The sequence below is a fragment of the Streptomyces sp. NPDC048461 genome (assembly GCF_055587105.1).
The window spans coordinates 41,307-61,816 of the sequence record NZ_JBVJGW010000010.1; the positions used below are offsets into that span (position 1 = coordinate 41,307).

Sequence of the window (20,510 nt, forward strand, 5' to 3'; positions counted from 1 at the left end):
CCTCGCGGCAGCCACACGTGTTCCCTGCAGCACCGGCCCCGCCGGTGGCCGTGACAGACCGGGAGCTACTTTTGGTCCTCATACCGAGCGACGAGAAGCCGAGGCCATGACCGACCACTGCTGCGAGGCGATGACGGCCCGCGTCAACCACCGCTGCGACCAGCACGGTGACCCCTTCGCCTGTCCGGACGCCCTGGTCGGATTCAGTTCGAGGTTCCAGGAGTACGGGCTGATCGTCCACGACGGTGGCACGTCGAGCATCGGGATCGACTTCTGCCCCTGGTGCGGTCAGCGCTTCCCCGAGTCGCAGCGCGACCGATGGTTCGAGGAGCTGGAAGGCCTCGGGATCGATCCGTGGGGAGACGAGGTTCCCGCCGAGTTCCTGGACGGTCGCTGGCTCACGCACGTCAACTCCTCGCAGGAGTAGGCAGGTGTGGCGGGTGACGGGCGGCCCGAGTCAGCGGAGGTCCGGATCGCCTCGGACGCTGGAGGCCCTCCTGCCGACCGGGCCGCGTGGATTCCCCGCGACGGGAGACCGGCGAGTGCGCCCGTCAGGGGGCCGGCTCGTTGACGGGCCGCTCGGAGTCGGGGCGTTGTTCGAGGGTGATGTCCACGCCGCGGGCGCTGTGGTGGTACACCGGGGAGAATCCGGCGCGGACGAGGGCCTGTTCCTGGGACGCGGCGGTGTCTTCGGCGGCCTGGCGCGCTCCGAGGGAGAGATGGTTGCAGGTGATGCGCCAGAAGCGGGACGTGTGGGCCAGCCGCTGTTGCAGGAGGTCCGGGTCGGCGGGCAGGTTGTCCAGGGCGCCGAGTTCCGCGGCTGTTCGGGCCCTGCCCAGGTCGGCGCGGCCCGTGAACGCCTCCTTGAAGGCGGTGGCGATGAGTCCGCACCGGGCGCCGGCGAAGAGGACGGCGTCGCCGGGGGCGTCGTGGATCCGCAGGGTTCTGATCACGGCGTGGGTGTCCCACGGGCGGCTGTCCTCCCGGCGGATGGCCAGGTGGGACGCGGCGAGGGGGACGGCCGCCAGGAGTACCAGCAGCAGCCCACGGCGGGGAGGGACGACGGTGGCGGCCGTCGCCAGCAGCAGGGCCAGGGCCGGCAGGCAGAACAGCAGGTAGCGGTAGGCGAAGAGGGGGTGGTCGAGGGAGACGGCCATCAGGAGGAGCGGGGGAACGGCCAGCCAGGGCACCCCGACGGCGAGGGCCAGGGGCGCGGCCGTGCGCCGGCGGACCACGAGGAGGGCGAGGGCGGTGAGGGCCGTGAAGGTGAGCAGGAGCTTCAGCGCGGTCGGGAGGGTGTCCTGGCCGGGCGTGAGGAGCCAGGTGAAGTAGTTGAACGGTGTTCCAGCCGTGACGGGTGAGGCATCGCCCACGGCGGAGCTCTGGGCGGAGCCCAGTATCAGCAGCGGGACGACGCCGACGATGCCCGCGGCCTGGGCCGTCAGCAGGCGTACGACGGTACGGCGGCCCGGGCGCCGGAGGGCCACCGTGACCGCGTGCGCGGCCACGAGCAGCAGGCCCAGTACGTTGAACCAGCCCAACAGGGCCAGCAGCACGGCGTAGCCGGCCGGCCACCGCCTCCGGGTGCTCCCCGACAGGGTTTTGACCAGGGTGCCCGTGGCCAGCACCGCGACCGCCATGACGAAGGCGAACGAGCGGGCCTCCTGCGCGTACCGCGAGGCGGTCGGCAGGACGGCGAGCAGCAGCCCCGCGCCCAGCGCGAGTCGCGGGCCGCCCAGCATCCTCCCCAGCCATACGAGGCCGGCTACCGCCACGGCCACCGCCATCGCGGAGGGCACCCGCGCCGTGAACTCGTTGAGCCCCCCGTTCGCCTGCCCCACCAGGTACATCAGCAGGTAGTGCAGGCCGTGCACCGCGTCGACCTGCCCCAGCAGCTCCCTCAGCTGCGGCCAGGACCGCCGCGCGACGTCGATCGTGACGATCTCGTCGGTCCAAGCGGAGGGGCGCGTATTGCCCCACACGCCGAGGGCGAACGCGACGGGCGGCGCCAGCCACCCGGCAGCGCGCGTCCAGCGGGTCCAGCGGGCGCGGCTCGCGGACGCACCGGGTATCGCGAGCGGGGTGGGACGGGGCGAGGTGACTGTCACTCGGATGCTTTCGTCGCTGACACTCCCGCACCAGGCGGTGCCGGGGCGGACGGTGACCCGCACCGCGCGCGACACCGAGCTGGATGCACCTCCCACGCAGGGCACATTATGTGCATTACGGACTTATATCCAAAAGAGCCTCCGTACAGCGTGCGAGGACCGGGCGCGCGTGGGTCCGCCGTGGCCGCCGGGCCGCGGGAGCGGCCCCGTCCGCCCCTCCCCGGGCGGCGAGCCGACCCCCGGGACACTCGGCGGTCACGGATGATCTCCCGGATGGAGATGCTTCAGAAGACGGGCACCCGCTATCGCGTCGTGCGCGCGCTCCCCGCCCTCATGATTCTGGCGGCAGCCGCCACGGACCTCTTCACACCGCACGACAACCACTACAGCGCCTTCCTCTACGTGGTGCCGGGCCTGGCCGCCGTCGCCTGGGGTGCATGGGGGACCCTCGGCTTCGGGGCGGTGGCGATCGTTGCCCTGACGGTTCTGGAAGTGAACCGCGGAGCGCCGATCGGCGCGGCCGCCCTGGCGTTCACGGTGCTCGTCGGGGCGATTTCCCTGGTGGCCGCGTGGACCAGCGGCGTCCGCCAGCAGCGGGAGCGCGAACTGCAGCACGTCCAGGAGGTCGCCGACGTGGCGCAGCGCGCCCTGCAGCACCCCCTGCCCAGGCATCTGGGCTGCGTCGAACTGCACTTGCTGTACGAGACGTCCGTAGCCGGTGCCCATCTGGGTGGGGACTTCTACAAGGCACTGCAGGTGCGCGGCGGGGTTCGCGTGATGATCGGCGACGTTCAGGGCAAGGGGCTCGGGGCGGTGGAGTGCGCGGCCGTGCTGCTGGGCTCGTTCCGGGAGTCCGCCTATTCCGAACCCGACCTGCCGTCCATCGCGCGCAAGCTGGAGGCGAGCATGGGGAACTACGCCTCTCGGGTCGGCATCGAGGACGCGGACCGGTTCGCCACGGTGTTGCTGGCCGAGATTCCCGACGGCTTGCCGGTGATGCGGCTCCTGAGCTGCGGTCACCCGCCGCCGGTCCACCAGGACCGCACGGCGGCCGACTACCTCACCTTCCGCCAGCCGTCGCTGCCCATCCACCTGCCGGTGCACATCGACGAGGAGCACGTGGTGGAGGAAGTGCCCTTCCGCGTGGGCGATCGGGTGCTGATGTACACCGACGGCGTCAGTGAGACGCGGAACGCGAGCGGCGAGTTCTATCCTCTGGCCGCCCGTATGGCGCAGTGGGGGGACGTCGCGGACAGTGACCTCCTGCCCCGGCTGGCCGAGGACCTGCACCGGTACAACGTCCACGGCCCGGACGACGACACCGCCGCGGTTCTGGTGTCCCGCTCGGCCGTGACGCCGCCGGCCGCCGGCCCGCGCCGCGAAGCGGCGTCCGTACGCACCGGCCGTCCGTACGCACCGGCCCGCGCCCCGAAAGGGCGCAATCCGGGAGCGGGCTGACATCAGGGCCGCCCGCCGGGGTAGCCGGTGCCGTATGAACGCCACTCCCCTGCGCGCCGTCGCACTCGTCTGCACCCTGTCCCCGTCCCCGAAGCCCTCCAGCTCCCAGCTGCTCGCCGAGCAGACGATGGCCGCCCTCGCCGAGCACGGCGTCACCGGCAAGACGATCCGTATCGCGGACCACGACGTGAAGCCCGGCGTGGAGACGGACATGGGCGACGGCGACGCCTGGCCGGGCATCCGGGACACGATCCTGGGCGCCGACATCCTGGTCCTGTCCACGCCGATCTGGCTCGGCCACGCCTCCAGCCTCGCCCAGCGGGTCCTGGAACGCCTCGACGCGGAAATCTCCGAGACCGACGAGGACGGCCGCATGCTCACGTACGGGAAGGCCGCCGCGGTCTGCGTGGTCGGCAACGAGGACGGCGCCCACAAGGCGAGCGCCGACCTCTTCCAGGGCCTCAACGACGTCGGCTTCTCCCTCGCCCCCAACGCCGTCACCTACTGGGTCGGCGAAGCCATGCAGGGCACCGACTACCAGGACCTCGACACGACCCCGGAGAAGACGGCCGCCACCACCAGGACCCTCGCCGCGAACACCGCACACCTCGCCCGACAGCTCAAGGCCTCCCCCTACCCGGCGGGCTGAGAGGCACCGGCCCGCTCCTCCCACCACCGAGCAAGGAGTCATCATGAAGGCCCTGACCTGGCACGGAAAGCGCGACGTCCGCGTGGACACGGTGCCCGACCCCGTGATCAAGGACCCGACCGACGTGATCGTGAAGATCACCACGACCGGGCTGTGCGGCTCCGACCTGCACCTGTACGAGGTGTTCGGACCGTTCCTCGACACCGGAGACATCCTCGGGCACGAGCCCATGGGCATCGTGGAGGAGGTCGGCCCCGAGGTCACCCGGGTGAAGCCGGGCGACCGGGTCGTCATCCCCTTCAACGTCTCCTGCGGCACCTGCCACATGTGCCATCACGGCCTCCAGTCCCAGTGCGAGACGACCCAGGTGCACGAGTACGGCAGCGGGGCCTCCCTCTTCGGCTACACGAAGCTGTACGGCCAGGTGCCCGGCGGGCAGGCCGAATACCTCCGCGTCCCCTTCGGCAACACCCTCCCCATCCCCGTCCCCGCCGACGGACCCGACGACCGGTTCGTCTACCTCTCCGACGTCCTCCCCACCGCCTGGCAGGCCGTCGAGTACGCGGCGGTCCCGCCCGGCGGCACGGTGGCCGTCCTCGGCCTCGGCCCCATCGGGGACATGGCCACCCGTATCGCCGTCCATCGCGGCGCGGGCCTGGTCATCGGCATCGACCTCGTCCCGGAACGACTGCGCCGGGCCGCCGCCCGCGGCGTCCACACGCTCGACCTGAGCACCTACGGAGAGGCCCTCGCCGACGAGGTCCGGGCACTGACCGGCGGGCGCGGCCCCGACGCGGTCATCGACGCCGTCGGCATGGAGGCCCACGGCGCGCCCCTCGCGAAGGGGGCCCAGCACCTGACCGGCATGCTGCCCGACGCCCTGGCCGCCAGGATGATGCAGCGGTTCGGCGTGGACCGCCTCTCCGCGCTCCACCTCGCCATCGACCTCGTACGCCGTGGCGGCACCATCTCCCTGGCCGGCGTCTACGGCGGCACCGCCGACCCGCTCCCCCTGCTCACCATGTTCGACAAGCAGATCCAGCTCCGCATGGGCCAGGCCAACGTCTGGCGCTGGGTCGACGACCTCCTGCCCCTCCTCACCGACGCGGACCCCCTCGGCGTGGACGGGTTCGCCACCCACCGGATGCCCCTCGCCGACGCACCCCGGGCGTACGAGATGTTCCAGAAGAAGCAGGACGGAGCCGTCAAGGTCATCTTCACGCCCTGACGCGAAACGAGCTCACGCCCTCGCGGCGGTGGGCGTCCCGTCCCCTTCCACTTCCACCCGGTCTTCAGAGGAGTTCTCATGGCCGTCCGTCATCAGCTCGTCCACCGTCCGCCCGGTGCGGTCTGGGCCGTACTGGCCGACCCGCACCGCTACGGGGAGTGGGTGGTGGGCCCGTCCGAGTCGACGCCGCTGGACCACTCGTGGCCCGGAAAGGGTGCCCGGCTGCGCTACTCGGTCCGGCTGGGGCCGTGGTCCGCGGAGGGTAAGACGACCGTCCGCCACCAGGTGACCGGCAAGGAACTGGAGCTGGAGGCGGCGTTCGGGTCCCTCGGCACGGCAAGGATCTTCCTGCAGCTCAGGCCGTGGGGCGAGGAGACCCTCGTCGTCTGCGACGAACACCCCCTGCGCGGCCTGGGAGGGACCCTGCACAACCCCGTCACCGAGGCGGCCCTCCAGCTGAGGCACCGCGGCATGCTGGCCCGGCTGGCCCGGGTCGTCGAGGCGCAGCCCGAGCACGAGCCGGTACGTCGTGCCTGACGCGGTGGTCATCGGCTCGGGTCCCAACGGCCTGGTGGCCGCGAACCTGCTGCTCGACGCCGGATGGAGCGTCGAGGTCCTGGAAGCCCAGGACGAGCCCGGCGGCGCCGTACGGAGTGACCGCGGGGTCCATCCGGACTACGTCTCCGACGTCTTCAGTGCCTTCTACCCGCTCGCGGCGGCGTCCCCTGTTCTCTCGCGCCTCGACCTCGCCGCCGAGGGCCTGCGCTGGGCCCACGCCCCGAGCGTGCTGGCGCACCCCCTGCTCGACGGTGGGTGTGCGGTTCTCGAACGGCGGGTGGAGGACACCTGCGCCGGGCTGGCGACGTTCGCCGCGGCGGACGCCGAGGCCTGGCAGCGCATGTACCGGACGTGGAGCCGGATCGGCCCGGACCTCGTACAGGCCCTGTTCACGCCCTTCCCGCCGGTGCGGTCCGGACTCCGGCTGGCCGCCAAACTCCGGGCCGCCGGGGGACTGCGGCTGGCCCGGAGGCTGACCCTGCCGGTGCGGCGCCTGGGCGAGGAGGAGTTCGCCGGGGAGGGCGGCCGGCTGCTGCTGGCCGGCAACGCCCTCCACGCCGACCTCTCCCCCGAGGCCGCGGGCAGCGGCGGCTTCGGCTGGCTCATGTCGATGCTCGGCCAGAGCCACGGCTTCCCCGTGCCCGTCGGCGGCGCCGGCGCCCTCACCGCGGCGCTCGTCAGCCGCTTCACACGCCGCGGCGGAGTCCTGCGCTGCGGGCAGCGCGTCACGTCCGTCGTCGTACGCGGCGGCGCCGCCGTCGGGGTCAGGACGGCGGGCGGGGAAACCGTCGCGGCGCGCCGGGCCGTACTGGCCGACACCTCCGCGCCCGCGCTCTACCGGGACCTCGTCGGCGAGGAGCACCTGCCGTCGCGCCTCGTACGGGACCTGGAGCGCTTCCAGTGGGACTTCGCGACGTTCAAGGTGGACTGGGCCCTGACCGGCCCGGTGCCGTGGACGGCTCCCGGAGCGGCCGGGGCCGGCACCGTGCACGTCGCCGACGGCGTGGACGGTCTGACGCGCTTCGCCTCGCAGATCGCCACGGGCCACGTCCCGGACGAGCCGTTCGCCCTCCTCGGCCAGATGACCACCGCGGATCCCACCCGCTCACCGGCCGGTACGGAGTCGGCCTGGGCGTACACCCACCTCCCCCAGCACATCACCGGCGACGCGGGCCCGGACCGCATCACCGGCACGTGGGACGCCCGCGAGCAGGAGGCCATGGCCGACCGCGTCGAAGCCCAGGTCGAACGGTTCGCACCCGGCTTCCGCGCGTTGATCGCCGCCCGCCGCATCCTGGCGCCCCCCACCCTCCAGGCCATGAACGAGAACCTCCGCAACGGGGCGATCAACAACGGCACCACCGCGCTCCACCAGCAGCTGGTCTTCCGCCCCACGCCCGGCACCGGCCGCCCCGAGACCCCCGTCAAGAACCTCTACCTCGCCTCCGCGGCCGCCCATCCCGGCGGCGGGGTGCACGGCGCGCCCGGCGCGAACGCCGCCCGTGCCGCCCTGCGGCCCGCCGGCCCGCACACCCTGTTCCGCCGTGCCCCACGCGGCTGACAGCGCCCGTGGACGCAGTTCGGACGGGCGTCCGGGTGGTGTGACCGATTCGACCTTGCCGACCTCGTCGACCGGCCCGCTGCATCGGATTCGTCGCCTGCAGTGCTGCCTCCGTTCCGTGCGGAATACCATGGGTGCCGCCTCGGACACTGCGCTCTGCGGGCGGCACTTCACACCAGGGCTGTACCGAGGGAAAGGGTTTCCGCTGTGACGCGCTCGGAGGACGGGGAGCTTCCCGTGCCGTCGGCTGCCGTGGACGAGGTGTTCACCGCGGACAAGGAGATCGGCAAGGACCTTGCCCTGGTGGACTGGTCGGCGACACCGCTGGGCCCGCCGCAGGACTGGCCGCAGAGCCTGCGCACGGCCGTGAGCATTCTGCTGTCGTCGAAGTTCGCCATGTGGATGGCATGGGGCCCGCAGCTGACGTTCTTCTGCAACGAGGCCTACCGGCGCGACACCCTGGGGCAGAAGTACCCCTGGGCCCTGGGCCGGCCGTCCAACGAGGTGTGGTCCGAGATCTGGGGGGACATCGGTCCGCGCATCGACACCGTCCTCACCAGCGCCGAGGCGACCTGGGACGAAGGACTGCTGTTGTTCCTGGAACGCTCCGGCTACACCGAGGAGAGCTACCACACCTTCTCCTACAGCCCGTTGCGTGACGACGAGGGCGCCGTGGTCGGCATGCTGTGCGTGGTCAGCGAGGACACCGAGCGGGTGATCGGCGAGCGCCGGATGGCGACCCTGCGGGACCTGGGCTCCGACCCGAGCGTGGTGCGCACCGAACAGGAGATGCTCGACTTCGCCGGTGAGCAGCTCTGCCACAACCCGCACGACCTGCCGTTCACGCTGACCTACCTGTTCCAGGACGACGGCGACGCCCGCCTCGCGTCGGCCACCGGGTTCCCCGCCGGCCACCCGGCCGCCGCGGAGGTCCTTGCCGCCGGGAGCTCGACCGTCTGGCCGACGGCCCTGCCGGCACGCGGCGAGTCCCTGGTGGTGGCGTTGGGGGGCGAGGCGTTCGCCGACCTGCCGGCCGGGGCCTGGGAGGAAGCGCCCGCGCAGGCCCTGGTCGTGCCGTTGCTGCAGCAGGGCGGGGCGCCGTACGGATTCATGGTGGCGGGTCTGAACCGCTACCGCGCCCTGGACGAGGGGTACCGCGGCTTCGTGGAACTGGTCGCCGGGCACGTCGCCACCGGAGTCGCCAGTGCCCGCAGCTACCAGGCCCAGCAGCGGCGGGCCGAAGAGCTCGCGGAGCTGGACCGGGCCAAGACCACGTTCTTCTCCAACATCAGCCACGAGTTCCGCACCCCGCTGACCCTGATCATGGGGCCCGTCCAGGAACTGCAGAACCAGCTCGGGGACGCGGACCCCCGCGTGCGCGAGGAACTGGAGGCCATCCACCGCAACGGGCTTCGGCTGGGCAAGCTGGTCAACACCCTGCTGGACTTCTCGCGCATCGAGGCGGGCCGGATGGAGGCCAGCTTCGAACCGGTCGACCTGGGCAAGGTCACCGCTGAGCTGGCCAGCGTCTTCCGTTCCGCGGTCGACCGGGCCGGCCTGGACTTCCGCGTCGAGTGCCCGCCCCTGCCCGAGCCGGTGTACGTCGACCGCGGCATGTGGGAGAAGGTGGTTCTCAACCTCCTCAGCAACGCGCTGAAGTTCACCTTCGACGGCTCGATCCGCGTGAGCCTGCGTGCCCAGGGCGGCGAGGCCGTGCTGACGATCGCCGACACCGGGATCGGTGTGGCGGCCGGCGAGATGCCCCGGCTGTTCGAGCGGTTCCACCGCATCGAGAACGCCCGCTCCCGGTCGAACGAGGGCAGTGGCATCGGTCTGGCGCTGGTGAGGGAACTCGTCGGACTGCACGGCGGCGCCATCACCGCCGAGTCCACCGAGGGCGAGGGCACCTGTTTCACCATCCGCCTGCCCTTCGGCTCCGCCCATCTGACCTCCGGCACCGTCCGGCCGGAAGCCGCCGCGGACGCGCCCCTCGCCACCGCCGATCCCTTCGTACAGGAAGCTCTGCGCTGGCTGCCGGGCGAACGGTCCGACGCGGCGACCGTCGCGTTCCAAGGCGCCTCGGGCGTCCTGCGGACGGGCCTCGACGCGCCGCCGGCTCACCCGTCGGCCCCGGCGCGGGTGCTGATCGCCGACGACAACGCCGACATGCGCGAATACCTCACCCGGCTGCTGCACGGCGCCGGTTACCAGGTCCGCGCGGTCAACGACGGGCAGCAGGCTCTCGAGACCATCCGCGTGGACGCTCCCGACCTGGTGGTCAGCGATGTCATGATGCCCCGCCTGAACGGCCTGGCCCTGGTCGGCGCGCTGCGCGGCGATCCGCGCACCGCGTCCGTGCCGGTACTGCTGCTGTCCGCCCGGGCCGGCCAGGAAGCGTCCATCGAAGGGCTGCAGGCCGGCGCGGACGACTACCTCGTCAAGCCGTTCGCCGCGGCCGAGCTCCTCGCCCGTGTCCGCGCGAACGTCGAACTGGCACGCCTGCGCACCCACCACGCCCGCTGGCGCACCGCCCTGGTCGATTCCCTTCAGGAGGCGTTCTTCGTCTGTGACGAGGGCGGGGCGGTCGTGGAGATCAACACCGCTTTCACCACCATCCTCGGCTACGGGCCCGAAGAGCTGCCGTACCAGCCGGTCCATCCCTGGTGGCCCGACCCCGTGGCCGACCCCGAGGCCCACCGTCTGGTCGCCGACGCGTTCACGACCCTGGTCGGCCAGACCCAGGGCAACTACACCATCCCCGTCAACCACCGCGACGGACATCGCCTGTGGGTGAGCGCCACGTTCAATCACGTCGCGGATCCCGACACCGGACGCAGCGTGATCGTCGGGACCTTCCGCGACGTGACCTCGGAGCACTACGCCATCCAGCGCGAAAGTGCGCTGGCCGCTCTGAGTACCTCGCTGTCCCAGGCTCCCAGCCTGGCCGATGCCGTCGCCGGCGCCCTGGACGAGCTGAAGAGGCTGTGGCGCGCCGAGCACGTCGCGGCCGCGGTCTTCGGGCACGGGGACGAGCCCTCCCTGACCGCCACCGACAGCTCCCTCGTCTGGCGGGACCTGCCCGCCGAACGGCGCCGCGCACTGGCCGACCTGCGCCTGCAGCCGGCACTCAGCCCGGTCACCGACCAGGGCGGCGCCGCCGTTCTCCTGGAGCACCCCGCCGGCCCGCTCGTCCTGTGGATCGACCTCGGTGAGCAGCGTCCCTTCACCGGCGAGGACCAGCTCCTGCTGTCGCTCCTGGCAGGCCGCCTCACCCAGGGCCTCGCCCGTGTCCACCAGATCGACCAGCAACGCGAGACGGCCATCTCGCTGCAGCGGGCCATCCTCGGTCCCTCCCGGCTCCCCGCCGGCTTCGCCGTCCGCTACGAGCCCGCGACCCAGCCCCTGGAGGTGGGCGGCGACTGGTACGACACGATCGCGCTGCCGGACGGCCGGATCGGCATCGTCGTCGGTGACTGCGTCGGCCGCGGTCTGGAGGCGGCATCCGTCATGGGCCAGTTGCGCAGCGCCTGCCGTGCTCTGCTGCTCCAGGACATCAGCCCGGCCCAGGCGCTGATGGCTCTCGACCACTTCGCCGCCACCGTCCCCGGTGCCCTGTGCACGACCGTGTTCTGCGGCGTGCTGGAGCCGGAGTCCGGCCGGCTGACGTACGCCAGCGCGGGACATCCTCCGGGCATCCTCGCCCACCCCGACGGCACGACCCGGCTCCTGGAGGAAGGGCGCTCCATCCCCCTCGCGGTCCAGCCCGGCAGAGTACGTCCGGAGGCCGAGTGCGTCATGCCGGCGCGCGGCACGCTGCTGCTGTACACCGACGGCTTGGTGGAGCGGCGCCGCCGTCCCCTGACGGTGGGCATCGACGAGGCGACCGAAGCCGTCCACGCCGGTCGCAACGTCGCGGTGGACGATCTGGCCACCCAGGTCATGTCGCGTCTCGCCCCGTCCGACGGCTACGACGACGACGTCGCCCTGCTCCTCTACCGCCACCCGGCTCCGCTGGAAATGTCCTTCCCCGCGGAATCGGGTCAGCTCGCTCCGGTCCGCAAGGCCCTCCGGGGCTGGCTCGACCAGTGCGAGCTTCCGCCCGGCACCGTGCAGAACATCCTGGTCGCCGCAGGTGAGGCCTGTGCCAACGCCATCGAGCACGGGCACCGGGACACTCCCGGTGACACCGTGTACGTCCGCGCCGAGGCGTGCGTGGACAACCTGCGCCTGACGATCGCCGACAGCGGGCGGTGGAGGACTCCCCAGCCCGAGCTCAACGCCCACCGCGGCCGCGGCATGCGCTTGATGCACGCCCTGATGCAGCAGGTCTCCGTCACCCAGGGGCCGACCGGGACCACCGTCGACATGCACACGAGGATTGCCTGATGACTACGCCCCTGACCTTCACCTCGCACCGGCGTCCGGACGGTACGGCCGTGCTGGCCGCGGTCGGCGAGATCGACATGAGCAACGCCCGGGGGCTGGCCGCCGCGCTCGACGGCGCACCCGGCCCCCTCGTCCTGGACCTGAGCGCCGTCGAATACCTCGACAGCGCCGGCCTCAGCGTGCTGTTCGCTCATGCCGAGCGACTCGAACTCATCGCCGGACCGCTCCTGGACCCGGTCCTGACGATCTCCGGCCTGTCCGACCTCACCACTCACCACTAGAACGGCCGTTCCCGGTGCCACGGGGCCCGTGGCCGGGTCCACGGGGAACGGGGCCGGTGGCTACCATGGACCGTCGCTGAGAACCGTACGGGGAGGAACCAAGGGTGTTCGCGGTAGACGTCAGGCGGGACGGACATGTGCTGGTGTTCGCATTGCGCGGGGAGCTCGATTTCCACAGCGTGGTGCAACTGCACGAAGCCGGAGAGCAGGAGCTGACCACAGGTGGGGAGAGCAGCCCTCTCGTGGTCGACTGCACCCACCTCACGTACTGCGACTCCACCGGTATCAGCGCCTTGGTGCTGCTGAACCAGCAGCAGGCCGCGCAGGGCCACACCCTGCGCCTGTCGTCGGTACCGGACTTTCTGGGCCGCCTGTTCACGCTGACGGGACTGGACCAGATCATGTCCCTCCACGGCACGGTGGCCGACGCCGTCGCCGCTGCCGCACGTGATCGGGGCACCGGCCCCGCCGGCGACGACCGTCCGGTCCAGCCGAACGGGGGCCTCGGCAGGTGACGGGCCCACCCGGGCCGCAGACACCTCCCTCCGCCCGCGAGACCGGGGTGCCGGGCATGCGCACCGGTGCGGGCGGCGGCATCGAGGACGACCTGCGGGCGCTGTTCGGGCAGTCACCGGCCGTGTTCGCTTCCCTGACCGGGCCGGCGCACACGTTGGAGGCCGCGAATCCGGCGTTCTTCGCCGCGATCGGGAAGGCCGACCCTGCCCGTACCGGAGTACCGCTGGTGGAGCTCATGCCGGAGCTCGTCGGACAGGGCTTCATCGGTCTCCTGGACCAGGTCTATCGCACCGGCCGGACCCATGTCGGGCGGGACGCCCGGGTGGTACTGGGCCAGGGTGCGCAGGCGCGTGAGGCGTTCTTCGACTTCACCTACGAGCCGCGGCTGGACGCCGGCGGCCGGGTGACGGGTGTGCGGATGATCGGGGTGGACACCACCCAGGTCAAGCACGCCCAGCGGCTGACCGCCGAGCACCGGGTGCTGCTGGAGCAGATCGCCCGTCAAGCCCCCCTGTCCGAGGTCCTCGACGGTATGGCCCGCGCGATCGAGGACCTCGCCCCCGAAGAGGTCCTGGTCTCCGTCCTGCTCGCCGACGCGGACGGCCGCCACCTGCGCCACGGCACGGCCCCCAGCCTTCCCGACTTCTACAACCGGGCCATCGACGGCATCGCCACGGGCGAGGGCGTCGGCTCCTGCGGTACCGCCGCGCACCGGCGCCGGCCGGTGATCGTCACCGACATCGCCTCCGACCCCTACTGGGACGACTTCCGCGACCTGGCGGAGAAGGCCGGTCTGGCCGCCTGCTGGTCCACGCCGATCCTGGCCCGTGACGGCTCGCTGCTGGGCACCTTCGCGATGTACCACCGCGCCCCCCGGGCTCCGCAGGAGGCCGATCTCGCGCTCGCCCGGGTCTTCGCCGGCACCGCTGCCCTGGCCATCGAACGCCACCAGGCGGAGCAGGCGCGCACGGCAGCCGAGGTCCGCGAGATGGCGGTGCGGGAAGACCTCGCCTTCCTCCTGACCGCCGGCACCGCCCTGGGTTCCGACCTCGACGCCGCACAGACCCTGAGGCGGCTGGCCGATGCCTGCGCCCCGCGCCTGGCGCCGCTGTGCGCGGTGGACGTCGTCCAGGACGGGCGGGTGCGCCGGGTCGCCTCGGCCGCCCCCACTCGTCAAGAGCAGGAGCTGCTGTTCTCCCACGGCCCTGTCCACCAAGCCGTAGACGACGCCGTCGCGCGGGTCCTGGCCTCGGGCACCAGCGAGGTCGCCCGTCGCGCCCCCGCCGGTCCCGGCCCCTGGCACGATCTGGGCGTCACCGGCTACGTCTGCGTCCCGCTGATGGACCGGGAGGTGGCGTTCGGCACGGTCACCCTGTTCTCCACCGGCGCATCCACCTTCGACGGGCACGCCGTCGCGCTGGCCGAGGAACTCGCCCGCCGCGCCGCCCTCGCAGCCCGCAACGCCCGCCAGTACACCCAGCGCGCCGCCCTCGCCCGCGACCTGCAAGCCGGGCTCCTCCTGCCGGGCGTGCCGGACGTACCCGGCGCCGATATCGCCACCTATTACCATCCGGCCGGTGAAGGCCTCGAAATCGGCGGCGACTTCTACGACGTCTTCCCCCTCGACGACGGACGCTGGGCGTTCATGCTCGGCGACGTGTGCGGCCGCGGCGCCATCGCCGCCACCACCACCGCCCTGGTCCGTCACACCGCCCGCGCGGTCGCCCCCCTCCTGCCCGGCCCGGTTTCCGTCGTCAACGCCATCAACCGAGCCCTCATCAAGCGCCCGGCCAGTCACGGCACCGGCTTCGTCACCCTCGTCTACGGCCAACTCCGCGTCACCGCGAGCGGCGTGGACATCGACCTGGTGCGCGCCGGCCACACCCACCCGATCCACTTCGACACCGACCGCGCCGCACACACCGTCGAGGCGCCCGGGGCGCTCCTCGGCATCACCCGCGACCCCGAAGTGACCTCCCAGCGTCTGCGCCTGCGTCCGCGGGAGAGCCTGCTGCTGTACACCGACGGCATCACCGAAGCCCGCGACGGCACCGGCCGGCAGTTCGGCGAGGAACGCCTGATCGCCGCCCTGGGCGACACCCCGCACCGGCCCACCGCACACGACACCATCGAGACCGTGACCCGGGCCGTCCACACCTTCACCGGCAGTCAGGACGTCGACGACGACCAGGCCGTCCTGGTCCTGACCGCCACCTGATCGAGTCCTCCTCTTCCTCGGCGGCGGCCGTGCGGATGCCGGTGGGCCGGGTCAGCCCGCTTCGGGCCGCGTGCCGGAAGGCCGGGGCTGCAGCGTTCGGGCGGCCGCCTCGGCGCGCAGGCCCTCCAAGGCCTCGATCTGCCGCTCGGCGCGTTCGATCAGGGTGTCCAGTCGCTCGGGGGCGAGGCGCTCGTCGGTTTCGGCGAGGGCGTGCAGGGTCCGCCAGCAGGCCGCCTTGCCCTGGACGCCCAGGAGCATGGCCTCCGCTTCGAGGACGTCGCTGAGCGGGGAGCGGGAGAGGAGGTGCCCGTTGGGCTTGAGCCTGCCCGCCTTCTCGGCGATCCAGCCCATGGCGGCTTTCGAGCGGCTGGCGGGCACCCCCAGGTCGGTCATGAGCTGCGCCAGCGCGTCGCGGTCTTCCCCGACCTGGCGGGCCAGGTCGGCCAGGACCGTGCCGCTCTGCCCGTCCGGCTGCGCCGCTGCGGCCCGCTTGAACAGTTCCAGGCCGCCCGTGGCGCCGGCGTAGTGGTCGTTGAGGTAGGTCGCCAGGTGGTCGGCGCCGTCGGAGTCTGCGTCCCGGCTCCCGCTGCCGACGGCCTTGACCGCTTCGGGGTGCATCTCGCGCTCCACCGAGGCGCCGAGCTCCGTCCAGCTGTCCTCGAACTTGGCCAGTCCCTCGCGCTCCAGGGTGTCGGTGACGTCGGCGAAGTCGACCCCGGCCTGCTGAAGCGCCTCGATGTGGGCGGCAGCGGCAGCGTAGTCGTCCGCGGTCGGCGGGTGCGCGGGGACGGTGCCGTGGTCGGCGAACGCGGTCAGGGTGGCGCCCGGCATGGTGTTCACGGTGCCCGGGATGACGAGTTCGCTGACGTACATCGTGTCGGGGTAGGCCGGGTCCTTCACTCCGGTGGACGCCCACAGGGGGCGCTGGACCCGGGCGCCCGCGGCGGCGAGGCGCTGCCAGCGCGGTTCCGCGGTCATCTGCTCGTACGCCCGGTACGCGAGCCGGGCGTTGGCGACAGCGGCCCTGCCCTTCAGGGCGCGGGCCTCGGGGGTGCCGAGGGCGTCGAGGCGGCGGTCGACTTCGGTGTCGACGCGGGAGACGAAGAACGAGGCGACCGAGTGGATGTCCGACAGGTCGCGTCCCGCGGCCCGCGCCTGCTCCAGGCCGCTCTGGTGGGCGTCCATCACGTCGCGGTAGCGGTCCAGGGAGAAGATCAGCGTGACGTTGACGCTGATGCCCTCGGCGATGACCGCGGTGATCGCCTTCAGCCCCTTGCGGGTGGCCGGGATCTTGACGAGCAGGTTCGGGCGGTCGACCGTCTGCCACAGTTCGCGGGCCTGGGCGGTGGTGGCGTCGGCGTCCTGGGCCAGGCGGGGATCGACCTCGATGGACACCCTCCCGTCCGTCCCGCCGGTGCGCCGGTGGACGGGGGCGAAGACCTCGCAGCCGTTTCGCACGTCGTCGGTGGTCAGGTCGAAGACCGCGTCGTCCACGCCGGCGGCTGCGGCGCCGAGGCCGCGCAGCTGCTCGGTGTAGCGGTCGCCCTTGGACAGGGCGGAGGCGAAGATCGTGGGGTTCGTGGTGACCCCCACCACGTGCTGGTCCGCTATCAGCTTGTCGAGCTCCCCGCCGGCCAGGAGCTCGCGGGACAGGTCGTCGAGCCATACCGACACTCCGGCTGCGGACAGTGCGGCGAGCGGGTCGGGGCGGGCGGAATCAGACATGCGAGGCCTCCAGATGGTGCGGTGCCGCTCGCGCTGAGGATGCTTCTCGCCCGGTGGGCGGGCTTGCCGGCGGCGGCACTCGGCACCGTGCTTCCCTTGGCGCATGCCCGCATCGTCCTGCGGCAAGCGTTTCGCCGGGCTCGCGCCCCGGGGAGGGGGCCTGACCCCGCCCGCGTGGGGGTGCTGCCGGAGGGCCATGGGGATGGTCCTTCCGCCGTCGTCCGTGGTCCTCGGGGGCATGCTCCTCCGGGAGGGGTTGACTGCATCCGCGGGGGTGGTCGGCGCGGAAGAGGGAAGGTTGGCGCGATGGGCGGGAGGTCGGGGTGAGCCGGGATGCCGATGTGACCGTGATCGGAGCCGGGGCAGCGGGCCTGTCCCTCGCGGTGCGCCTTGCCGAGCCCCGGTCCGGGGCGGGCCCGGCACCGCGCGTGCTGGTGGTCGAAGCGCCGCCGGGGCCGTTGCGTCCGCCCGCCCGGACCTGGTGCTTCTGGGAGGCGGGCGCCGGCCCGTACGACGGGCTGCTGGCCGCGAGCTGGAACCGGCTGCGTCTGTACGCCCCGGACGGCACGGTGATCGACCGGTCGCTGGGGCCGGTGCGGTACAAGATGCTGAGGTCGGACCGGTTCGGGACCGCCATGGCGGGCCGGCTCGGAGCGTACGGGGTCGACGTGCGGCCGATGACGGTGGAGTCGGCGCGGGACGCCGGCGGTGGCGCGGTGGTCCGCGGCAGCGACGTGTCGGGGGCGCCCTCGGCGGTCCGGTCGGGGCTGGTCTTCGATTCGCGGCAGCCCCCTCGGCTGCCCGCTGCCCGGACCACGCTGCTCCAGCACTTCCGGGGGTGGTTCGTGCGGACCGCGGAGCCGGCCTTCGACCCCGGAGCGGCGACCCTGATGGACTTCCGCCTCCCCCAGCCGCCCCGGGGGCTCGCCTTCGGGTACGTGCTTCCGCTCAGCCGGTACGAAGCGCTGGTCGAGTACACGGAGTTCTCCCGCTCGGTCCTGGACGGGGCGGCGTACGACCGTGCCCTGCACCACTACTGCACGTCGGTCCTGGGCCTCGGCGCCTACACGGTGGGCGAGCGGGAGCAGGGGGTGATCCCGATGAGCGACGGCGTGTACCCCCGTCGCGGCGGGCGGCGGGTCTACTTCATCGGCGCGGCCGGTGGAGCGACCCGGCCGTCGACCGGCTACACGTTCGCCGCGATCCAGCGCCAGAGCCGTCACCTGGCCGAGGCGGTGCGGGCGGGCCGCTCCCCCGCCCGGGCACCCGCCGTGCACGGCCGCCGGGCCCGGGCGATGGACGCGGTGCTGTTGCGCGCGCTGGACACCGGGCGGATCGACGGCGGGGCCTTCTTCTCCCACCTCTTCGCGTCCGTGCCGGCCGAGCGGGTCCTGCGGTTCCTGGACGGCGCGACCTCGCCCGTCGAGGACTTCGGGATCGGTCTGCGCACCCCCGTCCTGCCCATGCTGCGGTCGCTCCTGGAACTGCCGCTCCTGCGCCGTACCGTCCCGGCCGTCGGTCCGGGGCGGTACTGAAAGGCTGTCATGTCACTGCTGCGCGACGACTCCCTGTCGGTTGCCTTCGACCACGCCGCGGCGCGCTACGACCTGCTGGTCGCGGCGAGTCCCGGCTACCACGGACATCTGCGCCGATCGGCCCGCAGGCTGGGGCTGCCGGACGCGGGCCGCGGCGTCCGCGTCCTGGACCTGGGTTGTGGAACCGGCGCCTCGACGGCGGCGCTGTTGTCTGCGGCGGGCGCGGCCCGGGTCACCGGGGTGGACGCCTCCGCGGGCATGCTGGAACGGGCCGCGGCCAAGCACTGGCCCCCCGGCGTGGACTTCGTACGGGCGTCGGCCGACCGGCTCGGCGAAGCCGGCGTCCACGGGCCGTTCGACGCCGTCTTCGCCGCGTACCTCCTGCGCAACGTGCCCGATCCCGATCTGACGCTGGCCCGCGTGCGGGCCGTGATGGCGCCGGGCGCGCGGATCGCCGTGCACGAGTACGCGCTCAGCGGGAAGCCGGTGCACCGGGCGCTGTGGACGGCCGTGTGCCGGGCGGTGATCATGCCGCTGGGCCGGGCGGGCGGCGACGCCGGGCTGTACGAACACCTGTGGCGCAGCGTGCTCGGTTTCGACACGGCGCCGGAGTTCGCCGCGCGGATGCGGGCGGCCGGGTTCACCGACGTACGGGTGCTGCCGCTGCCGGGATGGCAGACGGGGATCACCCACACCTTCGTCGGGCGGGTCGCCGCGTGAGTGGGGCCTACCCGGGCCGGGACCGGCGGGCGCGGCGCGTCGATCCCCGAGGCGGGCGACCGCGGGTCGGGCGGGACGGACCGCGGGTGGCCGTGGTCGGCGGGGGCATCGCGGGCCTGTCGGCGGCCACGGTCCTCGCGGAGCGCGGCGTGCGCGTGATCCTGTTCGAGCGGGACGCGCAGCTCGGCGGCCGGCTGGCGGGGTGGGGTACGCGGCTGGCGGACGGCTCGGAGGTGACGATGAGCCGCGGGTTCCACGCGTTCTTCCGGCAGTACTACAACCTGCGGGCGCTGCTGCGCCGGACCGATCCGGGGCTCCACGGGCTGACGGGGCTGGCGGACTATCCGCTGCGCCACCGCGACGGCGGGCAGGACAGCTTCGCGCGGGTGCCGCGCACGCCGCCGCTGAGTGCGCTGGGTTTCGTCGCGCAGAGCCCGTCGTTCGGCTGGCGTGATCTGGGCCGGATGAATCCGCGCGCGGCTCTGCCCCTGCTCGACGTCGGTGTCCCGGGGGTGTACGAGGCGCTGGACGGGGTGAGCGCCAGCGAGTTCCTGGCGTCGATCCGCTTTCCCGAGGCGGCGCACCATCTGGCGTTCGAGGTGTTCTCGAGGAGCTTCTTCGCCGATCCGGCGACGCTGTCGGCGGCCGAACTGGTGCTGATGTTCCACATCTACTTCCTCGGCTCCAGCGAGGGGCTGCTGTTCGACGTGCCGCGCGAGCCGTTCCCGCAGGCCTTGTGGGATCCGCTGGCCCGCTATCTGGGCGGTCTCGAAGTGGAGTTGCGTACGGGCACGCCGGTCGACGAGGTGCGCCCCGTCGGCGAGGAGCAGGTGGAGGTCGTCGCGGGGACGGCGGCCGAGCGGTTCGACGGGGTGGTCCTGGCGCTGGACACCGGGGGGCTGCGGGCGGTGGCCGGCGCGTCGCCGCGGCTCGTGGGTCCGGCGTGGCGGGCATCGGTCGCGGGGCTGCGGACGGCGCCGCCGTTCCTGGTGTCGCGGCTGTGGCTGTCGCGGCCGGTGGCGGGCGACCGGCACGGGTTCCTGGGCACGAGCGGCTTCGGTGACCTCGACAACGTGAGCGTCCTGGACCGGTGGGAGGGCGAGGCCCACCGGTGGGCGTTGCGCAGCGGCGGCTCCGTGGTGGAGCTGCACGCGTACGCGGTCGATGCGGCGGAGCGGCGGCGGGACGTGGAGGAGCGGCTGGTGGGCCGGCTGCGTGAGGTGTATCCGGAGACGGCGGACTCCCGGATCGTGGATGTGCGGCACGAATGGCGCGAGGACTGTCCGCTGTTCACGGTGGGCGGCTACCGGGAGCGGCCGGGTGTGCGGACGGGTGACGCGCGGGTGGTGGTGGCCGGGGACATGGTGCGTACGGGTCTGCCGGTGGCGCTGATGGAGCGGGCGGCGACGAGCGGGTTCCTGGCGGCCAACGCGCTGCTGGAGCGGTGGGGCGTGCGGGGCGAGACGCTGTGGACGGTGCCGGACGGGGGCCGGTCCGCGGCGGGCCGGCTCTTGGCGGGTCTCGGGCAGCGGTCGCCCCGCGTGCCGTAGCCGGCCCGCCACGGGGT

General features: G+C 72.9%; 15 protein-coding genes. 13 read left to right on the top strand and 2 right to left on the bottom strand.

Features of this window, described 5'->3' with window-relative positions; translation table 11 throughout:
• Positions 1-106: 106 nt before the first annotated feature.
• Positions 107-427, top strand: coding sequence for a DUF6980 family protein (locus ACZ6S8_RS18875; protein ID WP_469457089.1), 321 nt, complete (start codon positions 107-109; stop codon positions 425-427).
• Positions 428-551: 124 nt separating this feature from the next.
• On the opposite strand, the gene ACZ6S8_RS18880 is transcribed toward ACZ6S8_RS18875, so the two are convergent.
• Positions 552-2,108, bottom strand: a complete 1,557-nt coding sequence (locus tag ACZ6S8_RS18880; protein WP_469457091.1) for a glycosyltransferase family 39 protein — start codon at positions 2,106-2,108, stop codon at positions 552-554.
• 273 nt (positions 2,109-2,381) lie between these two features.
• Between ACZ6S8_RS18880 and ACZ6S8_RS18885 the strand changes: the two genes are divergently transcribed.
• From ACZ6S8_RS18885 to ACZ6S8_RS18925, 9 genes are all read left to right on the top strand, one after another.
• Positions 2,382-3,566, top strand: coding sequence for a PP2C family protein-serine/threonine phosphatase (locus ACZ6S8_RS18885; protein ID WP_469457093.1), 1,185 nt, complete (start codon positions 2,382-2,384; stop codon positions 3,564-3,566).
• 34 nt (positions 3,567-3,600) lie between these two features.
• On the top strand, positions 3,601-4,215 hold the full coding sequence (locus ACZ6S8_RS18890) for a flavodoxin family protein (RefSeq protein WP_469457095.1): 615 nt from the start codon (positions 3,601-3,603) through the stop codon (positions 4,213-4,215).
• A 43-nt stretch (positions 4,216-4,258) separates the two neighbouring features.
• Positions 4,259-5,443 carry a zinc-dependent alcohol dehydrogenase gene (locus tag ACZ6S8_RS18895; RefSeq protein WP_469457097.1) on the top strand — a complete coding sequence of 395 codons (1,185 nt, stop codon included), beginning with the start codon at positions 4,259-4,261 and terminating at the stop codon, positions 5,441-5,443.
• Positions 5,444-5,521: 78 nt separating this feature from the next.
• Complete coding sequence (locus ACZ6S8_RS18900) at positions 5,522-5,980, top strand: SRPBCC family protein (protein ID WP_469457099.1); 459 nt, start codon at positions 5,522-5,524, stop codon at positions 5,978-5,980.
• Positions 5,973-7,562, top strand: a complete 1,590-nt coding sequence (locus ACZ6S8_RS18905) for a phytoene desaturase family protein (protein WP_469457101.1) — start codon at positions 5,973-5,975, stop codon at positions 7,560-7,562. Before ACZ6S8_RS18900 ends, ACZ6S8_RS18905 begins: the two co-directional genes overlap by 8 nt.
• A 207-nt stretch (positions 7,563-7,769) precedes the next feature.
• Positions 7,770-11,948 carry a SpoIIE family protein phosphatase gene (locus ACZ6S8_RS18910; protein WP_469457102.1) on the top strand — a complete coding sequence of 1,393 codons (4,179 nt, stop codon included), beginning with the start codon at positions 7,770-7,772 and terminating at the stop codon, positions 11,946-11,948.
• A complete protein-coding gene (locus ACZ6S8_RS18915) occupies positions 11,948-12,229 on the top strand; it encodes an STAS domain-containing protein (protein ID WP_469457103.1) in 282 nt (93 codons plus the stop codon). The genes ACZ6S8_RS18910 and ACZ6S8_RS18915 overlap by 1 nt, the downstream gene beginning before the upstream one ends.
• Positions 12,230-12,333: 104 nt before the next feature.
• Positions 12,334-12,744, top strand: a complete 411-nt coding sequence (locus ACZ6S8_RS18920) for an STAS domain-containing protein (RefSeq protein WP_469457105.1) — start codon at positions 12,334-12,336, stop codon at positions 12,742-12,744.
• 56 nt (positions 12,745-12,800) lie between these two features.
• Positions 12,801-14,963, top strand: a complete 2,163-nt coding sequence (locus tag ACZ6S8_RS18925; protein WP_469457108.1) for a SpoIIE family protein phosphatase — start codon at positions 12,801-12,803, stop codon at positions 14,961-14,963.
• 51 nt (positions 14,964-15,014) lie between these two features.
• Here ACZ6S8_RS18925 and tal read toward each other — a convergent pair whose 3' ends face one another.
• On the bottom strand, positions 15,015-16,688 hold the full coding sequence (gene tal, locus ACZ6S8_RS18930; protein WP_469457110.1) for a transaldolase: 1,674 nt from the start codon (positions 16,686-16,688) through the stop codon (positions 15,015-15,017).
• Between the two features lie 341 nt (positions 16,689-17,029).
• Between tal and ACZ6S8_RS18935 the strand changes: the two genes are divergently transcribed.
• Genes ACZ6S8_RS18935 through ACZ6S8_RS18945 form a run of 3 tightly spaced genes read left to right on the top strand, consistent with a single transcriptional unit; the run spans position 17,030 to position 20,493 of the window.
• Complete coding sequence (locus ACZ6S8_RS18935; RefSeq protein WP_469457112.1) at positions 17,030-18,223, top strand: lycopene cyclase family protein; 1,194 nt, start codon at positions 17,030-17,032, stop codon at positions 18,221-18,223.
• A gap of 9 nt (positions 18,224-18,232) precedes the next feature.
• The gene (locus tag ACZ6S8_RS18940) at positions 18,233-18,943 is read left to right on the top strand and encodes a methyltransferase domain-containing protein (protein ID WP_469457114.1); all 711 of its coding nucleotides are present in this window, start codon (positions 18,233-18,235) and stop codon (positions 18,941-18,943) included.
• Complete coding sequence (locus tag ACZ6S8_RS18945) at positions 18,895-20,493, top strand: FAD-dependent oxidoreductase (RefSeq protein WP_469457115.1); 1,599 nt, start codon at positions 18,895-18,897, stop codon at positions 20,491-20,493. Before ACZ6S8_RS18940 ends, ACZ6S8_RS18945 begins: the two co-directional genes overlap by 49 nt.
• Positions 20,494-20,510: the final 17 nt, after the last annotated feature.

Bases quoted from the DNA above. Each gene is read 5' to 3' on its own strand.
- ACZ6S8_RS18900 (WP_469457099.1), top strand. From the start codon at position 5,522: ATGGCCGTCCGTCATCAGCTCGTCCACCGTCCGCCCGGTGCGGTCTGG.
- ACZ6S8_RS18875 (WP_469457089.1), top strand. From the start codon at position 107: ATGACCGACCACTGCTGCGAGGCGATGACGGCCCGCGTCAACCACCGC.
- ACZ6S8_RS18940 (WP_469457114.1), top strand. From the start codon at position 18,233: ATGTCACTGCTGCGCGACGACTCCCTGTCGGTTGCCTTCGACCACGCC.
- ACZ6S8_RS18945 (WP_469457115.1), top strand. From the start codon at position 18,895: ATGGCAGACGGGGATCACCCACACCTTCGTCGGGCGGGTCGCCGCGTG.
- tal (WP_469457110.1), bottom strand. From the start codon at position 16,688: ATGTCTGATTCCGCCCGCCCCGACCCGCTCGCCGCACTGTCCGCAGCC.
- ACZ6S8_RS18885 (WP_469457093.1), top strand. From the start codon at position 2,382: ATGGAGATGCTTCAGAAGACGGGCACCCGCTATCGCGTCGTGCGCGCG.
- ACZ6S8_RS18890 (WP_469457095.1), top strand. From the start codon at position 3,601: ATGAACGCCACTCCCCTGCGCGCCGTCGCACTCGTCTGCACCCTGTCC.
- ACZ6S8_RS18925 (WP_469457108.1), top strand. From the start codon at position 12,801: ATGCGCACCGGTGCGGGCGGCGGCATCGAGGACGACCTGCGGGCGCTG.
- ACZ6S8_RS18895 (WP_469457097.1), top strand. From the start codon at position 4,259: ATGAAGGCCCTGACCTGGCACGGAAAGCGCGACGTCCGCGTGGACACG.
- ACZ6S8_RS18915 (WP_469457103.1), top strand. From the start codon at position 11,948: ATGACTACGCCCCTGACCTTCACCTCGCACCGGCGTCCGGACGGTACG.